This is a genomic window from Fictibacillus sp. S7 (assembly GCF_004127935.1).
In the GTDB taxonomy this organism is placed as follows: Bacteria; Bacillota; Bacilli; order Bacillales; family Fictibacillaceae; genus Fictibacillus_C; species Fictibacillus_C enclensis.
This window is the reverse complement of sequence record NZ_QJKL01000001.1, coordinates 1645993-1665607: the sequence shown is the minus strand read 5'-3', so window position 1 is coordinate 1665607 and position 19615 is coordinate 1645993. Positions and strand designations below refer to the sequence as shown.

At 43.7% G+C, this 19615-nt stretch carries 19 protein-coding genes and 3 pseudogenes; 12 read left to right on the top strand and 10 right to left on the bottom strand.

Going from position 1 to position 19615, the window contains the following annotated elements; genetic code table 11:
• Positions 1 to 16: 16 nt before the first annotated feature.
• From DMO16_RS08490 to DMO16_RS08475, 4 genes are all read right to left on the bottom strand, one after another.
• Positions 17 to 883 (bottom strand): NAD(P)-dependent oxidoreductase, encoded by an 867-nt coding sequence (locus DMO16_RS08490; RefSeq protein WP_129476737.1) that lies wholly within the window; start codon positions 881 to 883, stop codon positions 17 to 19.
• Between the two features lie 101 nt (positions 884 to 984).
• Positions 985 to 1668, bottom strand: coding sequence for a DUF2642 domain-containing protein (locus DMO16_RS08485; RefSeq protein ID WP_240482199.1), 684 nt, complete (start codon positions 1666 to 1668; stop codon positions 985 to 987).
• A gap of 16 nt (positions 1669 to 1684) precedes the next feature.
• Positions 1685 to 3013 carry an arsenic transporter gene (locus DMO16_RS08480; RefSeq protein WP_129480340.1) on the bottom strand — a complete coding sequence of 443 codons (1329 nt, stop codon included), beginning with the start codon at positions 3011 to 3013 and terminating at the stop codon, positions 1685 to 1687.
• Between the two features lie 202 nt (positions 3014 to 3215).
• Positions 3216 to 4202, bottom strand: a complete 987-nt coding sequence (locus DMO16_RS08475; RefSeq protein ID WP_129476734.1) for an NAD(P)H-dependent flavin oxidoreductase — start codon at positions 4200 to 4202, stop codon at positions 3216 to 3218.
• A 209-nt stretch (positions 4203 to 4411) separates the two neighbouring features.
• On the opposite strand from DMO16_RS08475, the gene DMO16_RS24865 reads away from it, so the two are divergent.
• The 7 genes and pseudogenes from DMO16_RS24865 to DMO16_RS08450 form a co-directional block, all read left to right on the top strand.
• A complete protein-coding gene (locus tag DMO16_RS24865) occupies positions 4412 to 4663 on the top strand; it encodes a hypothetical protein (RefSeq protein ID WP_241840502.1) in 252 nt (83 codons plus the stop codon).
• Positions 4657 to 4818: a hypothetical protein gene (locus tag DMO16_RS24860; protein ID WP_241840501.1), complete on the top strand. Its 162-nt coding sequence runs from the start codon at positions 4657 to 4659 to the stop codon at positions 4816 to 4818. The genes DMO16_RS24865 and DMO16_RS24860 overlap by 7 nt, the downstream gene beginning before the upstream one ends.
• Before the next feature lie 275 nt (positions 4819 to 5093).
• Positions 5094 to 5291 (top strand): DUF1731 domain-containing protein, encoded by a 198-nt coding sequence (locus tag DMO16_RS24855; protein ID WP_241840499.1) that lies wholly within the window; start codon positions 5094 to 5096, stop codon positions 5289 to 5291.
• Between the two features lie 94 nt (positions 5292 to 5385).
• Positions 5386 to 6291: an ABC transporter ATP-binding protein gene (locus DMO16_RS08465; RefSeq protein WP_129476731.1), complete on the top strand. Its 906-nt coding sequence runs from the start codon at positions 5386 to 5388 to the stop codon at positions 6289 to 6291.
• The gene (locus DMO16_RS08460; RefSeq protein ID WP_129476728.1) at positions 6291 to 7028 is read left to right on the top strand and encodes an ABC transporter permease; all 738 of its coding nucleotides are present in this window, start codon (positions 6291 to 6293) and stop codon (positions 7026 to 7028) included. The genes DMO16_RS08465 and DMO16_RS08460 overlap by 1 nt, the downstream gene beginning before the upstream one ends.
• Positions 7029 to 7034: 6 nt before the next feature.
• Positions 7035 to 8174 (top strand): sensor histidine kinase, encoded by a 1140-nt coding sequence (locus tag DMO16_RS08455; RefSeq protein ID WP_129476724.1) that lies wholly within the window; start codon positions 7035 to 7037, stop codon positions 8172 to 8174.
• A pseudogene (locus tag DMO16_RS08450) lies at positions 8171 to 8650 on the top strand (response regulator); the annotation flags it as partial. The gene DMO16_RS08455 and the pseudogene DMO16_RS08450, both read left to right, overlap by 4 nt.
• Positions 8651 to 8686: 36 nt before the next feature.
• Here the strand turns inward: DMO16_RS08450 and DMO16_RS08445 are convergent.
• Positions 8687 to 10035, bottom strand: a protein-coding gene (locus DMO16_RS08445) for an IS3 family transposase (protein ID WP_129474832.1) whose coding sequence is annotated in 2 segments (ribosomal slippage) — positions 8687 to 9576 and positions 9576 to 10035 — 1350 coding nt in all. Because the reading frame shifts where the segments join, the coding sequence is not laid out codon by codon here.
• A 53-nt stretch (positions 10036 to 10088) separates the two neighbouring features.
• Here DMO16_RS08445 and DMO16_RS08440 point away from each other — a divergent pair.
• Positions 10089 to 10214 (top strand): annotated as a pseudogene (locus tag DMO16_RS08440) (response regulator transcription factor); the annotation flags it as partial.
• A 31-nt stretch (positions 10215 to 10245) separates the two neighbouring features.
• On the opposite strand, the gene DMO16_RS08435 reads toward DMO16_RS08440, so the two are convergent.
• Positions 10246 to 10602 carry a hypothetical protein gene (locus DMO16_RS08435; RefSeq protein WP_129476716.1) on the bottom strand — a complete coding sequence of 119 codons (357 nt, stop codon included), beginning with the start codon at positions 10600 to 10602 and terminating at the stop codon, positions 10246 to 10248.
• A 91-nt stretch (positions 10603 to 10693) separates the two neighbouring features.
• The gene (locus DMO16_RS08430; RefSeq protein ID WP_129476713.1) at positions 10694 to 13144 is read right to left on the bottom strand and encodes a DUF6359 domain-containing protein; all 2451 of its coding nucleotides are present in this window, start codon (positions 13142 to 13144) and stop codon (positions 10694 to 10696) included.
• A 318-nt stretch (positions 13145 to 13462) separates the two neighbouring features.
• On the opposite strand from DMO16_RS08430, the pseudogene DMO16_RS08425 reads away from it, so the two are divergent.
• Positions 13463 to 14517: pseudogene (locus DMO16_RS08425) on the top strand (fatty acid desaturase family protein).
• A 96-nt stretch (positions 14518 to 14613) separates the two neighbouring features.
• On the opposite strand, the gene DMO16_RS08420 reads toward DMO16_RS08425, so the two are convergent.
• Positions 14614 to 15150, bottom strand: coding sequence for a hypothetical protein (locus tag DMO16_RS08420; protein ID WP_061968453.1), 537 nt, complete (start codon positions 15148 to 15150; stop codon positions 14614 to 14616).
• 231 nt (positions 15151 to 15381) lie between these two features.
• On the opposite strand from DMO16_RS08420, the gene DMO16_RS08415 reads away from it, so the two are divergent.
• Together DMO16_RS08415 and DMO16_RS08410 are read left to right on the top strand one after the other, a co-directional pair.
• Entirely contained in the window at positions 15382 to 16029 is a 648-nt protein-coding gene (locus tag DMO16_RS08415) for a C40 family peptidase (RefSeq protein ID WP_061968455.1), read from the top strand.
• A gap of 211 nt (positions 16030 to 16240) precedes the next feature.
• Entirely contained in the window at positions 16241 to 16471 is a 231-nt protein-coding gene (locus DMO16_RS08410; protein WP_129476710.1) for an ATP-binding protein, read from the top strand.
• 28 nt (positions 16472 to 16499) lie between these two features.
• On the opposite strand, the gene DMO16_RS08405 is transcribed toward DMO16_RS08410, so the two are convergent.
• On the bottom strand, positions 16500 to 17735 hold the full coding sequence (locus DMO16_RS08405) for an aminopeptidase (RefSeq protein WP_129476707.1): 1236 nt from the start codon (positions 17733 to 17735) through the stop codon (positions 16500 to 16502).
• Between the two features lie 106 nt (positions 17736 to 17841).
• On the opposite strand from DMO16_RS08405, the gene DMO16_RS08400 reads away from it, so the two are divergent.
• Positions 17842 to 18249: a VOC family protein gene (locus tag DMO16_RS08400; RefSeq protein ID WP_061968464.1), complete on the top strand. Its 408-nt coding sequence runs from the start codon at positions 17842 to 17844 to the stop codon at positions 18247 to 18249.
• Here DMO16_RS08400 and DMO16_RS08395 read toward each other — a convergent pair.
• On the bottom strand, positions 18234 to 19592 hold the full coding sequence (locus tag DMO16_RS08395; protein WP_129476704.1) for an FAD-binding oxidoreductase: 1359 nt from the start codon (positions 19590 to 19592) through the stop codon (positions 18234 to 18236). The two genes, DMO16_RS08400 and DMO16_RS08395, sit on opposite strands and share 16 nt — an antisense overlap.
• Positions 19593 to 19615: the final 23 nt, after the last annotated feature.

Genomic DNA, 19615 nt, shown 5'->3' with positions numbered 1-19615 from the left:
ATTCGGTGCTTTTCGCTTATTTATGCGGCGTACGCAAAAATTCATAGATGGCGGAGAAATCCTCTTTCCCCAGTCCGTATTGATTGGCCAAACTATACATTTCTTTTGTTACATTTGCAATGGGAAGGGAGCTTCCGTTCTGATAGGCTTCGCCTGCAATGAGATTTAAGTCTTTTTGAATATGCTCCAGAGGAAATTCGGTATCATATTGATTGGTTAGGAGCTTGTTCTTTTTACCGCCGATAAAGGCCCCGGTGGTTGGCCCTCCAATCAATGTGTTAAGGATGGTTTCTTTTTCAAGCCCGAGAGACTCTCCGAAATTGAGAGCTTCTGCAAAAACGGCCATGGACTGCGCGAGTGTCAGATTCACCACGAGTTTCATCGATGTACCGCTGCCATGCTCTCCCTGGTGATGAATGGCTTTGCCCATTACATTCAGGTTCGTACGGACTTCTTCCAGAACCCCTGCGTCTCCACCCACATGGAATACCAATTCCCCATTTTCTGCAGGCTTTAGCGATCCGGCGACCGGGGCATCCAAAAAGCGGATATCAAATCGGCGGGCTTCATCCGCCATCTGTCTTGAAAAACCAGGATTAACCGTGCTGCAGTCCACCCAGATGGAATTCTTGGGAAGGTGCTGCAAAAATCCTTCATCTCCCAAAGCTACAGATTCTACCGCTTTCGGATTGGTAAGCATGGTAAACAGTACGGTGGATTGCCTTGCTGTTTCAGCAGGGCTTTCCCCCCAAACTGCGCCTTTGTCGAGCAGGTCCAGGGCTTTTTCTTTGGTACGGTTGTAAATGACCAGTTTGTTTCCTGCCGAAAGCAGGTTGGCTGCCATCCGGCTTCCCATAATGCCTAATCCAATAAATCCAATCATGAAATCCCTCCTTGTATGCCCCTATTTTAACGTTAGCGTGCATGGACTGCTAATAATCAGGCTCAAAAAAAACACCGATTCAAGGGAATCGATGAACAAAATCATAAAGCATATATGATTTTAATGTGGTGAAGGTTCCAATAAACAGTATCTCCTTCAGCATTCACAAGGGCGAGTTTGTTTTCGAAAACATTTTTCAGCAATCCTGTTTTTTGCAGATGATCTCCCAAATCAAGAACCACCATTTGATCTTCAAGTTTTTTGCATTGTTCTTCAAAGCTTCGCGACAAAGGTAAGGAGTGATGGCTGACTGGCAGTTTTTCGGAGCTTAAGGTGTAAGGGGTAACGGAGTTATTGTAGGGAATCAGCCATTTCAGATGGCTGAGGGTGATAAACATGGTTTTATAAACAGGCGAGTAAAAAACAAAGTAATCATTCATCATGCTGGTAATATAGCCATGAAGTGTTTTATCCCCCGTTACATAAATTTTGACAAAGCGCCCTTTTGCATTCATGAGAATTTTCCGGAAGGACACTCTGTCTGTGTGGTGGTCGATGGGTGCCTGGATACCTGCAGTGTTGGCTTCTTCTATAAAAGTACTTGATTTTCGAAGGTTGTGCACGTGAATGGAAGGGATATAAAGATAGTCCTGTCCATTAAATAGGACATAGATATCCGTGCCAATATCCACTAAAACACCAAGATGAACGTTGCCTCCGGAAACCTCCATTTCGACGAAGGTGTTTAAAAGGTTCATATATTCAGTTGATAATTCATTTTTCATTCATTTTCCTCCATAACTAAAATAACCAATGAACCCAATAGTACAGGCAAATCAAGGTAAATACGAGGGTTGGCGGTATGACGACAATCGTGACTTTAAAGTAGTGCTTCCAGCTTAGCTTCACGTTTCCTTTTTTGAGCAAATGCATCCACATCAATGTGGCAAGTGTACCGATTGGAAGGAGCAGGGAGCCGATGTCGCTGCCAATCACGTTTGCCAGGTATGCAACTTTCAAGGTAAGCGGATCCAGGTTCATGTTGGTAAGGGTTAGTGTGCCTACCATCAGGGCGGGGTGATTGTTGAATAGATTGGATAGAACACTCAGGGTACCGCCCATCAAAAGGCTCGCATACAGGTGATGTTCGGAAACAAATGGCATCAGAACACCAACAAGTGCCTCCGTTAACCCGATATTATGGAGTCCATAAATGATCACATACATGCTAAAGGCAAAGATGAGAATGTGCCAGGGTGTTTTCTTGAGCATGTCCAGCGGATTAATCTTTAAATAGACCCACCGCCATACGAGGAGAACCAGAGAACCAAGCACAGCCATGACTTCAACCGGAAGGCCGACATATGAAGCAGCAAACAGGCTGAGCCTGACACATAACACAAACAGCAATATTTTGTACATGAACGCATTCTTGTTTTTTATCGGTGAGTCCTGGATAGGCTTTAGCGGGTGTGAGACCGGTTGCGAAAGATCGAACGTAACCTGCGGGAGGCGGCGGGGCAATGTTTTTCTGAAGTATAGAAACAGCAGCAGCACCAAAAAAGCCAATCCGAGAGTTGCCGGAACAAACATCATTGCCGTATGCATATAAAGGTCCATGTGTACAATCTTTAACGCAATCAGATTTACAATATTGCTTACGCCGATGGGGGCACTTGAGGCTGTCGCAATCAAAGCGCCTGAAAGTAGATAAGGGATCTTCTCGTGATTTTTTAAGCGGAAATGTTTAAGCAGAAGAATTAAGATCGGGGTGGTAATGAGTATACTTCCATCGTTATTAAAGAAAAGGGTCATAAAAAAACAAAGCAGATTGACATTCCAGAAAAGCCGGATTCCAGAACCTTTTGACTTTTCTGCAAGCAGCTGTGCCATCCAGGTAAAAAAACCAAAGCTTTCGAGTACGATTGCCATTACAATGGTAGCTATTATGGTGATGGCAGCCCCACTGATCGTTTCTGCGATTTTTCCGAGATCCTGAAGGGATATGGAACCACATGCCAACACGAGTACAGCCCCTATGGTCGCGGGGACAGCCTCGTTCATATCAAAAGGCCGCCAAAAGATAAATAGTAAGGTTAGGAGAAAGGAAAGAACAGTGACAGACACCATTATTTCAGTCAAAACTTCACTTCCTTTAAAGCAATCTTAGATGGGAAAACTAGTGAAGTTAAATGCGGCAGCATGCATCACTAAGGTACATCTATACTTAAAGTATATGTGTCTAGCAAAAAACTTGTCCTAAGCCATTCACACATTTTGCTAGAAATGCGCAAATGACCCTCAAAAAAAGAAGCTTTCATGAAGCTTCTTCTTACAGGGTTCTGGTTTTTCCATTCTTTTTCAATAGACGTTGTAGGCTTTTGTCATAATCTCTTTTTAGCTCTGAGACGATCTCTTTAACAGGAGCCACTTCTTTGATGGAATTTACGCCTTGCCCGGCAGACCATATATCTTTCCACACTTTTGCCTCCGAGGCATCAAGGTGTGAAACGTCCACTTGTTCCTTTCGTTTCAAGTGGTCAGGATCAAGACCTGCATTTCGTATACTTGGTGTTAGGTAATTGGCATTCACTCCGCTAAATGCATCCGTGTAGACCAGGTCTTCAAAAGAAGAATCGATGAGCATGGTCTTGTAATCCGTACTGGCAAAGCTTTCTTCCGACGCGATAAAACGGGTGCCCATATAAACCATGTCTGCTCCCAATGCTTCTGCAGCCAAAATATCTTGCCCATTGTTGATGCAGCCAGCCAAAATGGTTATGCCATGCCAGAATTCTTTGACCGCCCCCATGAAGGCGATGGGGTTGATGGTGCCAGCATGGCCGCCGGCACCATTGCAGACCAGGATTAATCCATCAACCCCTGTCTGTGCGGCTTTCCTGGCATGAACAAGGTGAATGACATCTGAGAATACAAGGCCTCCATATCGGTGAACGGTTTCAACTACTTCCCCCGGATGGCCAAGCGAAGTAATAACAACGGGAGGCTGATATTTGCGAATCAGCTCCAAGTCCTGTTTATAGCGTTGGTTGCTTTTATGTACAATGATGTTTACAGCCCATGGAGCAACCTTTGTAGGTTGTTTATCATTTTTCGCCAATTCGAGTTCTCCGGCGATCCGTACCATCCATTCTTCGAGTATCTCACTGGTACGGGCATTTAGGAGAGGAAAGGAACCAATAATTCCTGATTTACAAGCCTCAATGACAAGCTCAGGACTTGATACAAGGAACATGGGTGCAGCGATAACGGGCAAACTTAATTTGTTTACAAACTCTTTTGTCATTTCATCCGGCATAACGATTCCTCCCTTGGTGATTAAAATGAATGAATTCTCATTCATTTTTTGGACGTTAAATTACCCTTCTTTCTTTAAAGGTACTTTATGGATTTTCGGCGGTCAAGAGAAAACGCTATATTTCTATGATAGAATGGGAATATCTACTAATTTAATAGATAGGAGAATAAAATGGCCAAAAAAATCGTGCTCGCTGGAGGTTCAGGGTTTTGGGAGAAAACCTTGCTGATTACCTTCAGAATCGAAATTATGACATTGTCATTTTGTCCCGGCAGCCTGAGAAGGTCGAAAAGGGAATCCGGTATGTCCAGTGGGATGGGCGCCGCATGGGTTCATGGGCATCTGAACTGGATGGATCTCATGCGGTGGTTAATTTTACGGGAAAGAGTGTCAATTGCATCTATACGAAAAAAATAGGGAGGAAATTATATCCTCGCGGATTAATTCTGTTCATGTGCTGAAGGAGGCTCTGGGCAGCTGCAGCCGTCCGCCCCAAGCATTTATTCAAGCTGGTTCACTTGCGATCTTTGGAGACACCACTCTTTTATGTGATGAAGGCTCCCCGCATGTTAGTGGAGGTGGAGGTGTGCCAACGATGGGAAGAGGAATTCTTTAAAGTTCAACTACCGGACACCCGTCAAGTGTTATTCAGGATTGGTTTTGCATTGGGGAGAAATGGCGGTGCACTTAGACCGCTGCAAAAAATGGCATCCTTCAATCTGGGCGGAACAGTGGGTACAGGTAAACAATACATAAGCTGGCTTCAAATGGAGGATCTCAACGCGATGTTCTTATATGCCATCGAATCTGAACGTTTTTCAGGCATATATAATGCGACAGGCCCCCAGCCGGTAACGAATAAAGAATTTATGAAAACTCTCAGGGCTTGTAATGCGCAAAGGCTGGGCGCCACTAGCTCCGTCTCCTTTTGTTTGGTTTGGCGCTTATACCTTTATGAGGACCGAGCCGAGCCTTGCGCTTACCGGACGGAATTGTGTGCCGGGGAGGCTGGTGGAACAAGGGTTTGAGTTTTCGTATACCCGTCTTGAAGAGGCACTCCGTGATTTACTTCAGCCTGTTTCAAAATAACATGACATTTGTCACTTCATTTTAATGACACATACGACTGAGCAACGACTTTTTTACTTCGTACAATAATACTATCAAGTGGAGGTGGACGAAGATGAATGAGGTCGTTTCATTAAAACATGTCTCAAAGTCTTTTAAAAATGAAAAAGCGGTTGATGATGTATCCTTCAGTATTCATGCGGGTGAAATTGTTGCCATTCTTGGTCCCAACGGTGCAGGTAAAACGACAACGATCCTAATGATGCTCGGTCTCATGGAACCGGAAACGGGTTTTTCCACATTATTTGGAAACGATCCAAAAAGCAAAAAGGTTCGTGAAAAAATCGGAGCCATGCTACAGGAAGTAAGCGTAATGGACGGTCTGACCTGCAGGGAAGTCATTACTCTTATACGTTCGTATTATCCAAATCCGCTTCCGGTAAACGAATTGATTGATTTGACCGGGCTCGAAGAAAAGGATTTAAAGAAGCGGGCAGAAAAACTGTCAGGCGGACAGAAAAGAAGGTTGAATTTTGCTCTTGCACTGGCGGGAGACCCCGATCTTATGTTCTTTGATGAACCGACAGTGGGAATGGATATTTCTGCACGCAAATCTTTTTGGAATACGGTCCGCCTGTTGAAGGAGCGGGGAAAAACCATCATTTTTACGACTCACTATCTGCAGGAAGCAGATGATGTAGCTGAACGGATCATCATGTTTCATAAAGGCAGAATCGTGGCCGATGGCAGGCCAGATGTGCTGAAAAGCAAGCTTGCCAGGCAAACCGTCTCATTTGTTGCAGAAAACAGGATGCCTCTTGACGAGTTTTGGAAGCTGCCAAACGTTCGGGATGTTTACCGCCTTGGAGAACGGATTTACATTCTTTCGGATGATTCGGATCTCGTGCTCGAAGCTCTGTTTCAAAACAAATGGAACATCCGGTATATCCAGACGGAGCAAGGGAAACTCGAGGAAGCGTTTGATCAACTGACACAAACCGGTGAAAGGGAGATAGTGTGATGAACATGTGGATTGCCCAGTGTAAAGCAGAAATCAAACGAATGCTCAGGAACAAGTATTTTGTTTTTTGGTCGCTCTTCATGCCCATCCTGTTCTACTATATCTTTACAAGGGTGGTCAATACAGGCGCTGCCGACCAGGAAGCCTGGCAGGCTCATTACCTGATGTCGATGACCACGTTCAGTGTAATGGGCTCCTCCATCATGTCGCTTGGTATCCGGCTTGTACAGGAGCGAACACAAGGGTGGACACTCTATATGAGAATCACGCCGCTTTCCCACACTGCCTATTTTTTTGCAAAAATGGCCAGCCAGACGCTGATACATCTGTTTTCCATTCTTGTTATATTTATCGCTGGAATCTTGATTAATGGGGTCAGTTTGTCCGTTGGCGTTTGGATCATGAGTGCGCTCTGGATAGTGGCGGCCTCCACCCCGTTTTTGGCATTAGGGACTCTTGTGGGCACGATGAAGCGTGTGGATACAGCTTCCGGGGTCAGTAATGTGATCTACATGGTACTTGCGGTATGCGGCGGTATGTGGATGCCGGTTGAAGTTTTTCCTGATCTGATGCAGCGCATTGTCAAATGGCTGCCATCCTATAATTTCGGAAACGGAGCCTGGGAAATCGTGGCCGGAAACCTTCCGGCCGGAAGCAGTATTTTCATTTTAATCGGTTATTCTATCATCTTTATGATGGTATCCAACTATATTCGAAGGAAACAGGAAGCGGTGTGATATGAAATGAAGCGGAAGGGAAAAAAGGTGAGAATTTTTCCGGAAAGATACGGCTTTTTTCCGTACATGTTTCTTGTATATGTCAGTCTGCCTGCGTTTTCCATTGCGGTCGAATCCGGTCTCAAACTTATCATCGGATATAGTCTTTTGCTGCTGTTCCTCCTGACCTACCGGCAGCTTTATTTCTCCGAAGGGGAGAAGGCTTTTACCTACTGGCTTGCGGTACAAATGCTGATCATCTTAGTGATGAGTGTGTTTTACAGCCCGAATAATCTGTTCATGGGATTTTTCCCTGCAAACTTTATTGGCTGGTACAAAAAGAACAGTTCATTTTACCTGGCGCTTGTTGCCTTTGCTGTGATGCAAACGGTACCTCTTGTTCTGGGCATCCTGAATCAGGGCTTTACTGATATTGTGTACTTTCTTCCCTTCTTCGTTATTATGCTGATGTCCCCGTTTGGAATCCGTTCCATGAATAAGCGGCAGGAGCTGGAGAAACAGCTGAGCCAGGCGAATGAACAGATCAAGAATCTGGTAAAGAGGGAAGAGCGGATGAGAATTGCCAGAGACCTCCATGACACACTCGGCCACACACTTTCACTAATTACGCTGAAAAGCCAGCTGGTTGAAAAGCTGGTGGCCAAACAGCCGGATAGGGCTCGGACGGAAGCAAAGGAAATTGAAAAAACCTCAAGGACCGCTTTAAAACAGGTGCGTGAGTTGGTTTCTGACATGCGAGCTGTAACGGTGGCTGAAGAACTTGTTAAAGTACAATCCATACTAGAAGCGGCGGGAATAGAGTATCAATTCAATGGAGACAGTGGACTTGATGAAGTGCCCTATCTTTCCCAGAACATATTAAGCTTATGTATTAAAGAAGGAGTTACCAATGTGGTCAAACATTCGAAAGGGAAAAATTGTACCATTCACATCAGCCAGGATCCGGGAGAAGTCGTATTAATGATCAAGGATGACGGAGTCGGGCTGGATGAAAGAAAAAAGGATGGGAATGGCTTAAAAGGAATGGCTGAGAGGCTGGCATTGATTGAAGGAAAACTGAACGCTTATTCCAACAAAGGAACGGAACTCATCATTACTATCCCGGTTGTTGTAAAACAAAAGAAAGACGAGGCTGCACTGCTATGATACGAGTGTTGATTGCCGAGGACCAGGGCATGCTGAGAGGAGCACTCGGTGCCCTTTTGGATCTTGAAGAAGATATTGAGGTTGTCGGTCAGGCGGAGAATGGGGAGAGAGCCTTGTCCCTGATTACTTCACTGAAACCGGATGTTTGTCTTTTGGACATTGAGATGCCCTTGATAAGCGGGTTGGAAGTCGCTGAAGAACTGAAGAAAAAGAAGCTGGATTGCCGCGTTATTATTGTCACGACATTTGCTCGTCCCGGGTATTTTGAACGTGCCGTGAAGGCTGATGTACATGGGTATTTATTAAAGGATGGATCAAGTGAAGATCTTGCGGCATCCATCAGGAATATCATGAAAGGCAAACGGGAATACGCCTCTGAACTAGTGTTCGGAAGTGTGAGGGGAGAAAGCAACCCACTGACCGAACGGGAACGGGAGGTACTAAGACTAGTTGGTGAAGGAAAAACAGCCAAGGAAACTTTGATCTGAACCCAAAAAGTTAGACACGAAATTTTAAGCAGCTACTTCGGCATGAGTCCGGTATTGAACCGGGCTCATGCCTTTTAATTTTGCTTTTATCCGTTTTTTATTGTAGTAATCGATATACTGTTCCAATTCTTTTTTAAAGTGTTCCATACTTTCAAATTCTTTGAGATAAAGCAATTCACTTTTCAATAAGCCAAAGAAACTCTCCATGGCGGCGTTATCAAGACAGTTGCCCTTACGGGACATGCTTTGTGTTATATTTTTTTCTTTCAATGCATGCTGGTACCGTTTCATTTGATAATGCCATCCCTGATCAGAGTGAAGGATGGGGGCATCGTTCTCTTTCAATTGTTTGAATGCCTTATCCAGCATCTTTGAAACCAAAGAGTAAACCGGACGGTGTTCCATCTGATAGGCAACGATTTCTCCATTATATAGGTCAAGAACTGGCGATAAATATAGCTTTTCACCATGTAATTGAATTTCCGTCACATCGGTTACCCACTTTTCATTCGGTTTCGCTGCTTGGAATTTACGTGCTATAACATTTGGAGCGATTTTTCCAACATTTCCACGATAGGAGCGATATTTCTTCACCTTCACCAGAGACTTGATCTTCATTTTATTCATTAAGCGACGGACAGTTTTATGATTAAGTGAATAGCCTTGATTTTGTAATTCCCATCGGATCCGACGATAGCCATATCGACCTTGGTGCTCATTAAAAATCTGTTGAATAACAGCTTTCACTTCATGATATTTATCTGCACGATTCTTTTGTTTCATCCAGTAATAATACGTGCTTCGTGGAATGCCTGCGACCTCAACGAGGTCAATGACTTTATATTCATGCCTTAACTCATCAATCACTTCCGCTTTGACTTGTTCTGTGATTTTTCCTCTTCTTGAATTAAGGCTTGTAACTTTTTTAAGTATGCATTCTCCATACGTAATCTCTCATTTTCAGCTCGTAGAGCTTCGACGGATCCTTCTGATGGCTGCTTTCTTTTTGAATCTTTTTTCATGGATGAACGCCCCTTTATCTTTGATCGAAGAGCCTCAATCCCTTGCGTTTCAAAAAGTTGATACCAATTCCAAACGGTGCTGGGAGAAGCCACGTTGAAATGGGCGGCAGCTTCTGAGATAGATACTCCCGTTTCGTTTATATAGTGAAGTACGTCCATTTTAAACTCGATAGAATGATTTGTATATGATTCTTGAAAAGCCATTTCTCCGTGTTTTCGAAACTTGGCCACCCATTCTTTTAACATTGATGAAGTCACACTGTGTTTATAAGCGGTTTCTTTAAAGGAATCTCCCCCCTGAAGATAAGCATGAACAGCAGCTAATTTAGTTTCCAAAGAATACTTGGTCATGAAAAAACAGCACCTCCTATTGTTAGATGTGTCTAACAAAAGGGGTGCAGTTCATTTCGAATGAGCTGTTTTTATCTGCAGGAACGGTACGAAATTACATTTCTGAAATTCTTGCCAAGCTGCAGGTGAAAAGCAGAATTGAAGCCATTACATTGGCTGAGGAAAAAGGATGGATGTAAAAAGCAATCCAATTTTGGATTGCTTTTTTCGTTACACCCGGGTCAGCAGGTTCTCAATTTTATTTTTGGCCTCTTGTGGTGATTCAAGCTCCAGAACGATTTTCTTGTATTCAAAATTATCAAGGTCGAGAATCAGCACGTTTTTGTGATTGGAGAAGGAAAGGAAGACCCATCCATTTTGATATAGGAAACGCCCGTGTTTTATGTTACGCGTGATGCCTGAAGTACCAATACGGAAGGCGACCGGGTTAATTTTAAAGTCCCCGACACGGACGGAGGAAATAGCGGTGAGGGGAACGGTGATTTCTTTTTTCAGTGCCGCAGCCGCTGTTAGCCCTGTGAAATTTATGATTAAGCGGTCGCTTGCGAATTCAATATGTCTGCTCATATGAAAAACTCCTTTTTGTAACTAAGACGTATGAGGCAGCAAAAAGGTTCAGTGAATCATAAAAAAAGAGTGCCCAAAAGGCACCCTTTTATTAATTGGCTTTTTTCAATTTCACCTGAACCACAACAGGATCATGGTCACTCGCTCGTCCGTGCTGCTCCATGAACTGGGAGTTAATGTGCACGATATCTACCTTAGTGCTGTTCTTAAGGTTATTGGAAACAAGAATGTGATCCAGTACTTGAGCATTTCCCTGATAAGAGTAGGAATAGCGCTCAAAGGAAGGCACTTCTTCAATCATGTTGGATAATTCTTTTCCTTTTACCTTTTCAAGAGTGGAGCTGAATTCGAAGTCATTAAAGTCACCAGTCAGAACGACATTCGCGTTTGGATCGTCGGCTTTAATGTTTTTTACAAAATGGTTCACGATATCTGCAATCTTATGGCGCTGAATTTCACTGCTTAATACAGGCGGCTGGTGCTTGCCAAACAATGGCTCATCTCCGCCTTTTGAGTTGAAGTGGTTGGCAATGACTACAATCCTTTCTCCATTGAACTCAAATTGTGCCGCAAGAGGTTTTCGGCTGTTGTCAAATGCCGGATTTGTCGGATCGATGCGTCCTGGGTTTAAAGACAATTTGCCGTCATTATATACAACTGACTGGGTAGCTGTTCCTTTTTCTCCTGAAACAAGGGAAACACGTTCCGGATTATAAATGAAAGCCACGCGGATGTTCCCCCCTGGAATTCCGCCGTCTTTTCCGTTGACAGGGGCAATATCAGTGAACTTGTATGCTGGACCACCATTGGCCTGAATGGCTTTAATAAGGCGCTCGGCACTTTCCTTTGAATCGGTTTCTCCGTTATTAACGGGACCATTGCTGTCCTGAATCTCGGTAAGTCCAATAATGTCAGGAGACTTTAGGTTATGGACGATGGAATCTGCAATTCGCTCCGCCTTTTCGTCACTTGTTCCGTCTGCGCCTTCTTTATTAGCTGAGAAGTTTTCAACGTTAAAGCTGGCAATGGTAAGCTTTTTCTTTTTGCCTTTAAGCTTTGTGACTTCACGTTCTGTTTTTCCTTCAAAGAATGCTGGAAGTTCATCTTTGTTGGCAAGGACTTTATAGTTGCTGAAGCTGTAGCTTACAACACCCGTAATGTTGCCTTTGAAGTAATCCCCGGATTTTGCTACAAAATTATTGTCATTGATGTCTACAAAGATACGTTCAGGATTAAAATCCTTTTTTGTAATATTGATGGCTCCTGATGAATTGAGCGGAGAGTTACCTTGATTCTTGACCACTACAGACAATTCACCATAGCTTTGGGGAGCGATTACTCGTGGGTCTTTTAATTGGATTCTCATACCTTCAAGGCTTTCGTAAAAATCGATTCCGTCTTCTTCTGGATCAAACTTGCCAAAGTTATCATTATCAATTACCAGTGTCGGGATGTGTCTTCCGCCGAAACCAAGGAGAACGGGAGCAGGAAGTGCATGCCCGGTTTCTGTCAAGGTTACCGAACCGCCGGTATCCGCATTGATTTCTGTAACGGGAAGGTCGGTTTTCAACTTTTCAGAATAACCGTCCAGTACCCATTCTTTTACTTGCCCTGTGGTTTTGACCACATCACCAGCTGATAATCCATGTCCCTTTTTATATACAAGAATTCCTTCTGATGTTTTTTCGTTTTTGTCTGGCTTTAGATCCTGCATGTAGAAATTATTGCTGTCCACGACATGTGTGACGATTCCTTCTACGTTTGCTACGGGTTTATTAGCAAATGGTGACTGCTGGGAAGCTCCCTGAATATCATGGATTCGCAATCCGGTGAGAGCGACTGTGTATGTAAAAGTAGATGTCTCACTGTTTTTTAAGCCGTCCTTTACGGCTATTGCTTTGATGGTCGTGTCTTCATTGATGGTGATCGGTTCACTGTACTTTGTGCTCTCGGCAGATGGATCGCTTCCATCGACTGTATAATAGATGTCTGCATCTGGTGTGGCTGTTGAGAGTGTAACCGTCGAGCCGCCTGTCACAATCCCTTTATCTGGAGTTGCCGTAACAGGTTCTGCCTGAGGATCCTGTGGAGTGTCACCCACAAATGTATAGCTTTTGGCATTCTTATGTCCTGGTACCGCAAAATAGGCGGCCAAGTCACCCGTAATTTGAATTTTTTTGCCAAGGTTTTCAGGGTGATCTTTTAAATTCAGATCCTCTCTTACAGCATTAGCTGGAAGTTGTACCGGCAAAATTTTGGTTTTTTCGGTTTCTGTTGGCGAATCAGCGATGGCCAGATTGGTATTTGCGGAAAAAGGTGCGGAGAATTGGTAAGAGATTGATGTTCCGCTTCCTCCCCTGACCGTTCCTACAATATAGCCTTCCACAGTCTTATTACTGCCGCTGTTGTTGGCGATGGCATCCTTAACCGAAATAACATCGGCAGCAGTTGCTGTCTTTACAGCGACAGGGGATAACAAGCTGACAATAAAAAGGAGAACCATTGCCAGGCTTAAGCCCTTATTGTACGCTTTCGTACGCATGTCCTTTCACCCTTTACTTTAAAATTTTAAAACAGACCCATTACCTCGTATCATCCAATTATTAAGAAATGAGACGAATAATGTAAATATATCATGTAAAAACGGCTACAAAAGACTTATGTGGAAAAATGAGGAATTGTGCCCTGAAATTCGTTTTTACTTAGTATAAACGTCCTTAAAATATTAAGCCCGCTAAATGATTTCTAGATATACCCATTTTTGCGGAAAATTCAGAATGCTGTCATAAATTTCACTTGTAACTCACTCTATAGTCTTATAAGCTTAGAGGAACTTGCAGTAAAGAAAGGGGACCTTTATATTAAAGACCTTCATTCGTTTGGGTGGTACGCTGCCCGCATTACACCGCATCTATCAAAAACTATGTTTAAACCTGTTCCATCCCGGCTGTGGGGAGGATTCGCCTATCTTCTCGTTATCGGAGCCGGCTTTTGGGGATTGGTTTCTTTGATCTTCATATTGTGTTCAATATAATGATTGCCGGGGTTTTGGGCGCTTGTTTTGCCGCCATGGGATTTTTAGGGCATGAAATCCTTCATGGAACAGTTGTTAAAACAGCCTGGCTGCGCAACTTTCTTGGTGCTGTTGCTTTTTGGCCGTTAAGTACTGGCCCGAGACTATGGAGAAAATGGCATAACATGAATCATCACGTTCATACCCAGCACGACGAAAAAGATCCGGATGCCTGGCCCGCTCTAGAGCGGCTTGTCCAAAATTCGTTTCTTCGGGTTATTTACCGACTGCCTTTTGGGCTGCGTGCATTCTTCAGCTTTATATCCCTAAGCATTCAATTTACCATGCATGGTCTGAAAATGTTTTTTGAATATATAAAGGATTTCAATCCACGAAATCGCCCGGCTGTTCTACTGCAAACGGTTCTTCCATGGGCGACCTGGATTGGTTTGTTATTCTGGATCGGACCGGTTAAATGGCTTTTCGCGTTTTTCATACCTTTGCTGATCGCTAATTTCATTGTCATGAGCTATATTTCAACCAATCATAGACTGAATCCATTGACACCGGTTAATGACCCGTTGGCTAACAGTCTGACAGTAACCGTTCCCAAATGGGTGGATGTACTTCACTTCAATTTTTCTTATCATACCGAGCATCATTTGTTTCCAAGCATGAGCCCGAAGTATTATCCTGTGGTCAAGCAGCATATTAAAAAAATGTGGCCCGAACGATATCATGAGATGAAAATGAGCAAAGCAATGAAAGCCTTATGGAATACACCGAGAGTCTATTTTAAAGGAAATGAGCTGATTGATCCGAATAAGGAAACACTGTTTGGAACACTGGGGAATGGTTTGTACAAAGATTCGAAAACGAAGAGTTATAAAAAATCAGTATAAGCTGGAGCAACTTGCAAAAAATCCGCCTTCTCTTTTAAAAGGTGGATTTTTTTGATTTACTCTTTTTTCATGATTGGAAGGACTTGTGTCTAACGATTATAGGACCTCAGGATGCATGGGAGATTCTTCTTTTTTTAGCCCATTACCCTTTTTTAGAATATAAGCATTAAAGCCGATGTAATAGGTTCCTAAAATAAAAAAGACGAAAGCGGTTAACGGGTCGGTAGTAAAATGCTGTCCATACTGCATGTTCTGCATCGATTGCCAGTCGGAGCTGCCCGCCAAAATGAGGAATCGGTATAAAAAGCGTCCCAAAAAGAGGATAAGGACGGTGGCTTCAATCCATTTATGCGTTCGATAATACAGTTCGTTATTTTTCCACTGAAATTTACTGTGCAGCGCAGCATAACGGACAAGCACAACTCCGATCAGAATTCCGGGCACTGCATAAAAAAGAGTACGTGGATGAAGTGCTGCATTTGCTAAAAAGCCGATAATAATTAAAGTAAAAAGAATCATTCGAAAGATAAGCCTTCTTGGTTTGAAAAATTGAAAACCGATCGTACGCTGGGTTCTTCGGTAAATGACAAACGCCATTACAAGCAGGGGTATGGCCATTTGCTGAATGTGCATACCTTGTTTCACCTCTTCTCTATATATCCTTTCCGTTAGTATAACACCTGCTTTGAAAAGGGGAACGGTTGGTGTCTATCCATTGATTTAGTTAGGTTTTTAAAATAATAAAAAAGGGTAAAATTATAGTTTGGCCTAGATTGTTATCTCATTGTAATGTTCTTAACATCCTCATGTCATATTGCCTTGTTAGAATGAGCAGGGAATTCAGATATACAGGAGGATGTTATTTTGAAAAAATTAGTTTCAGGAATGATCGCGGCTGGCGTTCTTGCACTAAATCCCGTAGCAGGCCATGCAGCTCTCGGAGATGAGACACTTAAACCAAAAACCACAGATTCAGATGTTCAGGACCTCCAGGCTTTATTGAAAGATAAAGGATATTTTACATATCATAAAACCACAAATTATTATGGTTCATACACCACTTCAGCAGTAAAAAAACTTCAGGAAGATAAAGGGCTTGCGGTTGATGGCGTCGCTGGAAACTCGGTGTATAAAGCGTTGGGTGTGTTCAGCAAACAGGCAATTGTGGATGAGGCAAAAAAATATACCGGCACACCTTATGAATGGGGTGGTGAAACACCGGACGGATTCGATTGCAGCGGCTATTTAAACTACATTTTTGACCGTGCAGAGAACATTGACCTTCCTCGCACCGTAAAAGACATCCATAAAGAAGGAAAATCTGTGGATTCTCCTCAGGTCGGGGACATCGTGTTCTTTGATATTAACGGAAACGGAGAACTTTCCCACGCGGGAGTATATGTTGGCGACGGTAAATTCATGCACGCATCTTCCTCAAAGGGAGTCACCACATCCGAGCTGGACAGCTCGTATTGGTCTCCGCGCTATGAAGGTGCAAAACGATATCGTTAGTCCTACAAAAAACGCCAGCTTATCTCATCAGGGGATAAGCTGGCGTTTTTTTGTTTACTCTTTATATAAGTTTTATTAAAAGCTTATTGCTTTAGGCGGAAGAAACTTCATTGACAAGTTGATTGGAGTGCAAGGTGTAAGACTCCGACGGGACATGCGTGACAGGTGAGACACATAGGCGCTTGCGCCTAAGGGGCTCAGCTCATGCCCCTTGGAAAGCGAGCATCCTGAAACGCAAATCAACCACTTACAAGAGCAACAAGAGATTCGTATTAAGAAACTTGAACGTTTCTACCAAAGTGACCAGTCAAGAAGTGATGAGGAAGGACTTGGTCTTGGTTTATCCATAGCGAAATGGATTATAGAGAAGCATGAAGGCAAGATAAAAGTGGAAAGTGAACGCGGCCAAGGAACCGCCTTTATCATGAATTTTCCAAAATAAAGACGAAGGGCTTCAGCCCTTCGTCTTTTTATATTGCCCAGTTTCCGTTGGTGAACAATGGAATTCGTTTGCCGTCATGATACTCGGCTTCAATTTCAAGGTCGGCAGAGCCAATCATAAAGTCGGTGTGCCCATGGCTTTGGTTGACGCCTTTTGATTCCAGTTCTTCCTTGCTTAACTTGTCCGCACCAGGAATGTTCATGCTGATCGTCATGCCCAGTGCCAGGTGACAGGATGCATTTTCATCAAACAGTGTGTTGTTGAACACAATCCCTGCGTTCGAAATAGGGGAATCATACGGAACAAGTGCAACTTCTCCGAGGTATTTCATTCCTTCGTCGATGTTAAGAAGCTGTTTCAGCGTATCTTCGCCTGTTTCCGCTTTAAGATCCACGACTTTTCCATCTTTAAAGGTAAGTGTGAAGTTGTCGATGATATTCCCCATGGCGGATAACGGTTTTTTACTGGTTACGGTGCCATTTACACCTTCTTTAAGGGGAGCGGTAAATACTTCTTCTGTCGGCATATTGGGTATGTAAAAGGTGTTAAAGGTGGAGTGATGGCCGCCGCCAATCCAAACATGCTCTGGATGAAGGTCAATGCTTAAATCAGTGCCTTCGGATTTGTAATGAAGGGTTTTAAACTTCTGTTCGTTCAGATAGTTTACTTTTTCCACCAATGTTTGGCCGTGTTCTTTCCATGCCGCTACAGGATCAGGCTGATCGACGCGAACGGTTTTAAAGATGGCTTCCCAAAGTGCCTCAATGGCATCGGTTTCATTTTTTTCCGGAAAGACACTTTTGGCCCAGCCTGCTGTAGGTGCACCTGCAATCAACCAGGGAACTTCTCCTGCCAGCCTTGCTTTGGATACTTTCTCAAGGCGCTCGCCGGCGTTTTTTTGCACAAACATTAGTCGTTCAGCTGGCACACCCTTAAATCCATTCGGATCACTGCCTGTGACCATGAGCATGCAGTCATTGTTTTCAACTAAACTTTCATGCATGTCAATTTGCCACTGTGGAAGGTTATCTTTCAATACTTCTTCTGAAGCGTTGTTTAAATGGATTCGGTTCGTTTCTGTATCTGTCCACTCCACAAAAACACGCTTGCAGCCATTTTTATAGGCATGCTCGGTTACCTTGCGGGTGAACGGTGCCGCTTCAATTGGAGAATTGATCAATAATCGCTGGCCTTCCTGAAGGTTAAGTCCTACTTTGACCACGATTTCTGCATATTGGTCGAGCTTTTCTTCAAACGTTTTCATGAAATATCCCTCCTATATTGTTCATTCTACTACAGTCATGCCAGGAGGTGGTATTTTAAAGAATTGGGCTGGAACGGTATACTATGCATAGAAAGGAGGGGACACGATGAAAATCGATCATACAGGCATTGCGGTCCGCCGTATTGATGAAGCCATCGAGTTTTACACAGTGATGCTTGGAGGAAAACTGCTTCACCGGTACACAAGCGAAAAGCCTGGTGTGGAGACTCATATCGCCGTCATTGAAATGGAAAATCAAATCATTGAACTGCTGGAGCCAACGAGCAAAACATCTCCCATTGAACGCTTCATCCGGCAAAAAGGAAAAGGTGTCCACCATATTGCCTATCAAGTGGACAACCTTGAAGAAGCGATCAAAGATTACGAGAGTAAGGGAATCACCTTTTTAAAAGAAACGTACCGGATCAATCCTTATGGCAGAAGGCTCATTTATATCAACCCGGTGCACACTCAGGGAACCATCATTGAGCTGTGTGATTATAACGGCCAATAATGCCCGTTTGGGGGATAAGGGCGAATACTTTGGGAGAAGCGGAAAACATTATACGGATCATATTCGGTTTTTACTTTACGAAGCCTCTTGTAGTTTGAACCATAGTAGGCGCACGGCCAATTTTTTATGGCGTTGTCCGGCCAGTTCACATAGTCACCCTTGGTGTATGGCTTCAGTGCGTTCCTTATCCCTTCTACCCAACAGATATTTTCGTGCTTCTGGTCCTTGCACGTCCAGGAAGTGTTATACTCTTGGGCAATCATAGCCTTTCGGTGAAAAAAAGCGGTCTCTTTAGGGGCATATTCCTTTACAGCTCCGCCCAGAGCCTGCTGCCAGATGGTCGTTTGCTGATTAGGTGCATTTTCAAGAAATTGTTTCATGGTTTCAATGGCTTTATCAGGTAGTGGCTCATAAACAAATGAGCCCGAACGCTTGAAGGGAGCAGGGAGATTTCCAGCCGGGGAATTAAAGAAGCTTACAGCTTCTATATAAGGGATGGACTGAATCATCACATTTAAAGGTGTACCGGTCTCCAACAGAGGTTTAATCAGCTCTTCCAGTTCCTTTGGGGAACCGAGGAATTCACCTGAGGCAGTAGTGGTTCCTGAAGCAAAGAGTTCGATTTGGGATGTCAGACGGCTGTCGGTAAACGGAGCCCAGTTTTGCCAGGAGTTATAGGAGGCATGGAAGTCTTCCCAATTCCAGGTGATTGAGAAAATGGATACGTTGGCCACAGGATATACTTTGAATTTAAAGGCTGTAACAATGCCGAAGTTTCCGCCACCGCCACCGCAGCATGCCCAAAATAAATCACAGTTTTTCGTTTGACTGGCACAAATGATTTTTGCGCCATGTTTTTCGCATGGAACGACTATCTCTATTTCTTCAATGCTGTCACATGTTAACCCATAGGCGCGGGTAAGCATACCAATTCCCCCGCCGAGTGCCAGTCCACTGAGACCTACGTTATAGGATGTGCCTGCAGGGATCGTTACTCGGTTGTCCCACAGTTGCTGATAAACCATCCCCAGTTCAGCGCCTGCTTGAATATAAGCCATTTGCTGCTCTGGATGATACACAATATCTTTCATTTCACTGACATCAATAATGAGCCCCCGGTTTACTAGAGAAAAATTTTCATAGCTGTGCCGCCCGCTTCGGACGCGGAAAGGGGTTCGCTGTTTTCGTGCCCACTTTAGAGCGTTTTTTACATCGCACCGGTTTTGGCAAAAAACTATGATGCAAGGATATTTTTGAATGCTAAGATTCAAGTTTTGCCTGTCTTTACGATAGGAGGGACTTCCTGGTACAACGATTTTACCTGTTAGTCTTGTCCGGCTCAATTTTTCATTCTCCTTGTTCACAT

Excerpts from the sequence above, each read along its gene's own strand:
- DMO16_RS08435 (WP_129476716.1), bottom strand. The coding sequence starts at position 10,602 with ATGAGCAGACATATTGAATTCGCAAGCGACCGCTTAATCATAAATTTC.
- DMO16_RS08400 (WP_061968464.1), top strand. The coding sequence starts at position 17,842 with ATGAAAATCGATCATACAGGCATTGCGGTCCGCCGTATTGATGAAGCC.
- DMO16_RS08465 (WP_129476731.1), top strand. The coding sequence starts at position 5,386 with ATGAATGAGGTCGTTTCATTAAAACATGTCTCAAAGTCTTTTAAAAAT.
- DMO16_RS08480 (WP_129480340.1), bottom strand. The coding sequence starts at position 3,013 with ATGGTGTCTGTCACTGTTCTTTCCTTTCTCCTAACCTTACTATTTATC.
- DMO16_RS08490 (WP_129476737.1), bottom strand. The coding sequence starts at position 883 with ATGATTGGATTTATTGGATTAGGCATTATGGGAAGCCGGATGGCAGCC.
- DMO16_RS08455 (WP_129476724.1), top strand. The coding sequence starts at position 7,035 with ATGAAGCGGAAGGGAAAAAAGGTGAGAATTTTTCCGGAAAGATACGGC.
- DMO16_RS08420 (WP_061968453.1), bottom strand. The coding sequence starts at position 15,150 with ATGCACATTCAGCAAATGGCCATACCCCTGCTTGTAATGGCGTTTGTC.
- DMO16_RS08405 (WP_129476707.1), bottom strand. The coding sequence starts at position 17,735 with ATGAAAACGTTTGAAGAAAAGCTCGACCAATATGCAGAAATCGTGGTC.
- DMO16_RS08460 (WP_129476728.1), top strand. The coding sequence starts at position 6,291 with ATGAACATGTGGATTGCCCAGTGTAAAGCAGAAATCAAACGAATGCTC.
- DMO16_RS08485 (WP_240482199.1), bottom strand. The coding sequence starts at position 1,668 with ATGAAAAATGAATTATCAACTGAATATATGAACCTTTTAAACACCTTC.
- DMO16_RS08430 (WP_129476713.1), bottom strand. The coding sequence starts at position 13,144 with ATGCGTACGAAAGCGTACAATAAGGGCTTAAGCCTGGCAATGGTTCTC.
- DMO16_RS24855 (WP_241840499.1), top strand. The coding sequence starts at position 5,094 with ATGCGCAAAGGCTGGGCGCCACTAGCTCCGTCTCCTTTTGTTTGGTTT.
- DMO16_RS08475 (WP_129476734.1), bottom strand. The coding sequence starts at position 4,202 with ATGCCGGATGAAATGACAAAAGAGTTTGTAAACAAATTAAGTTTGCCC.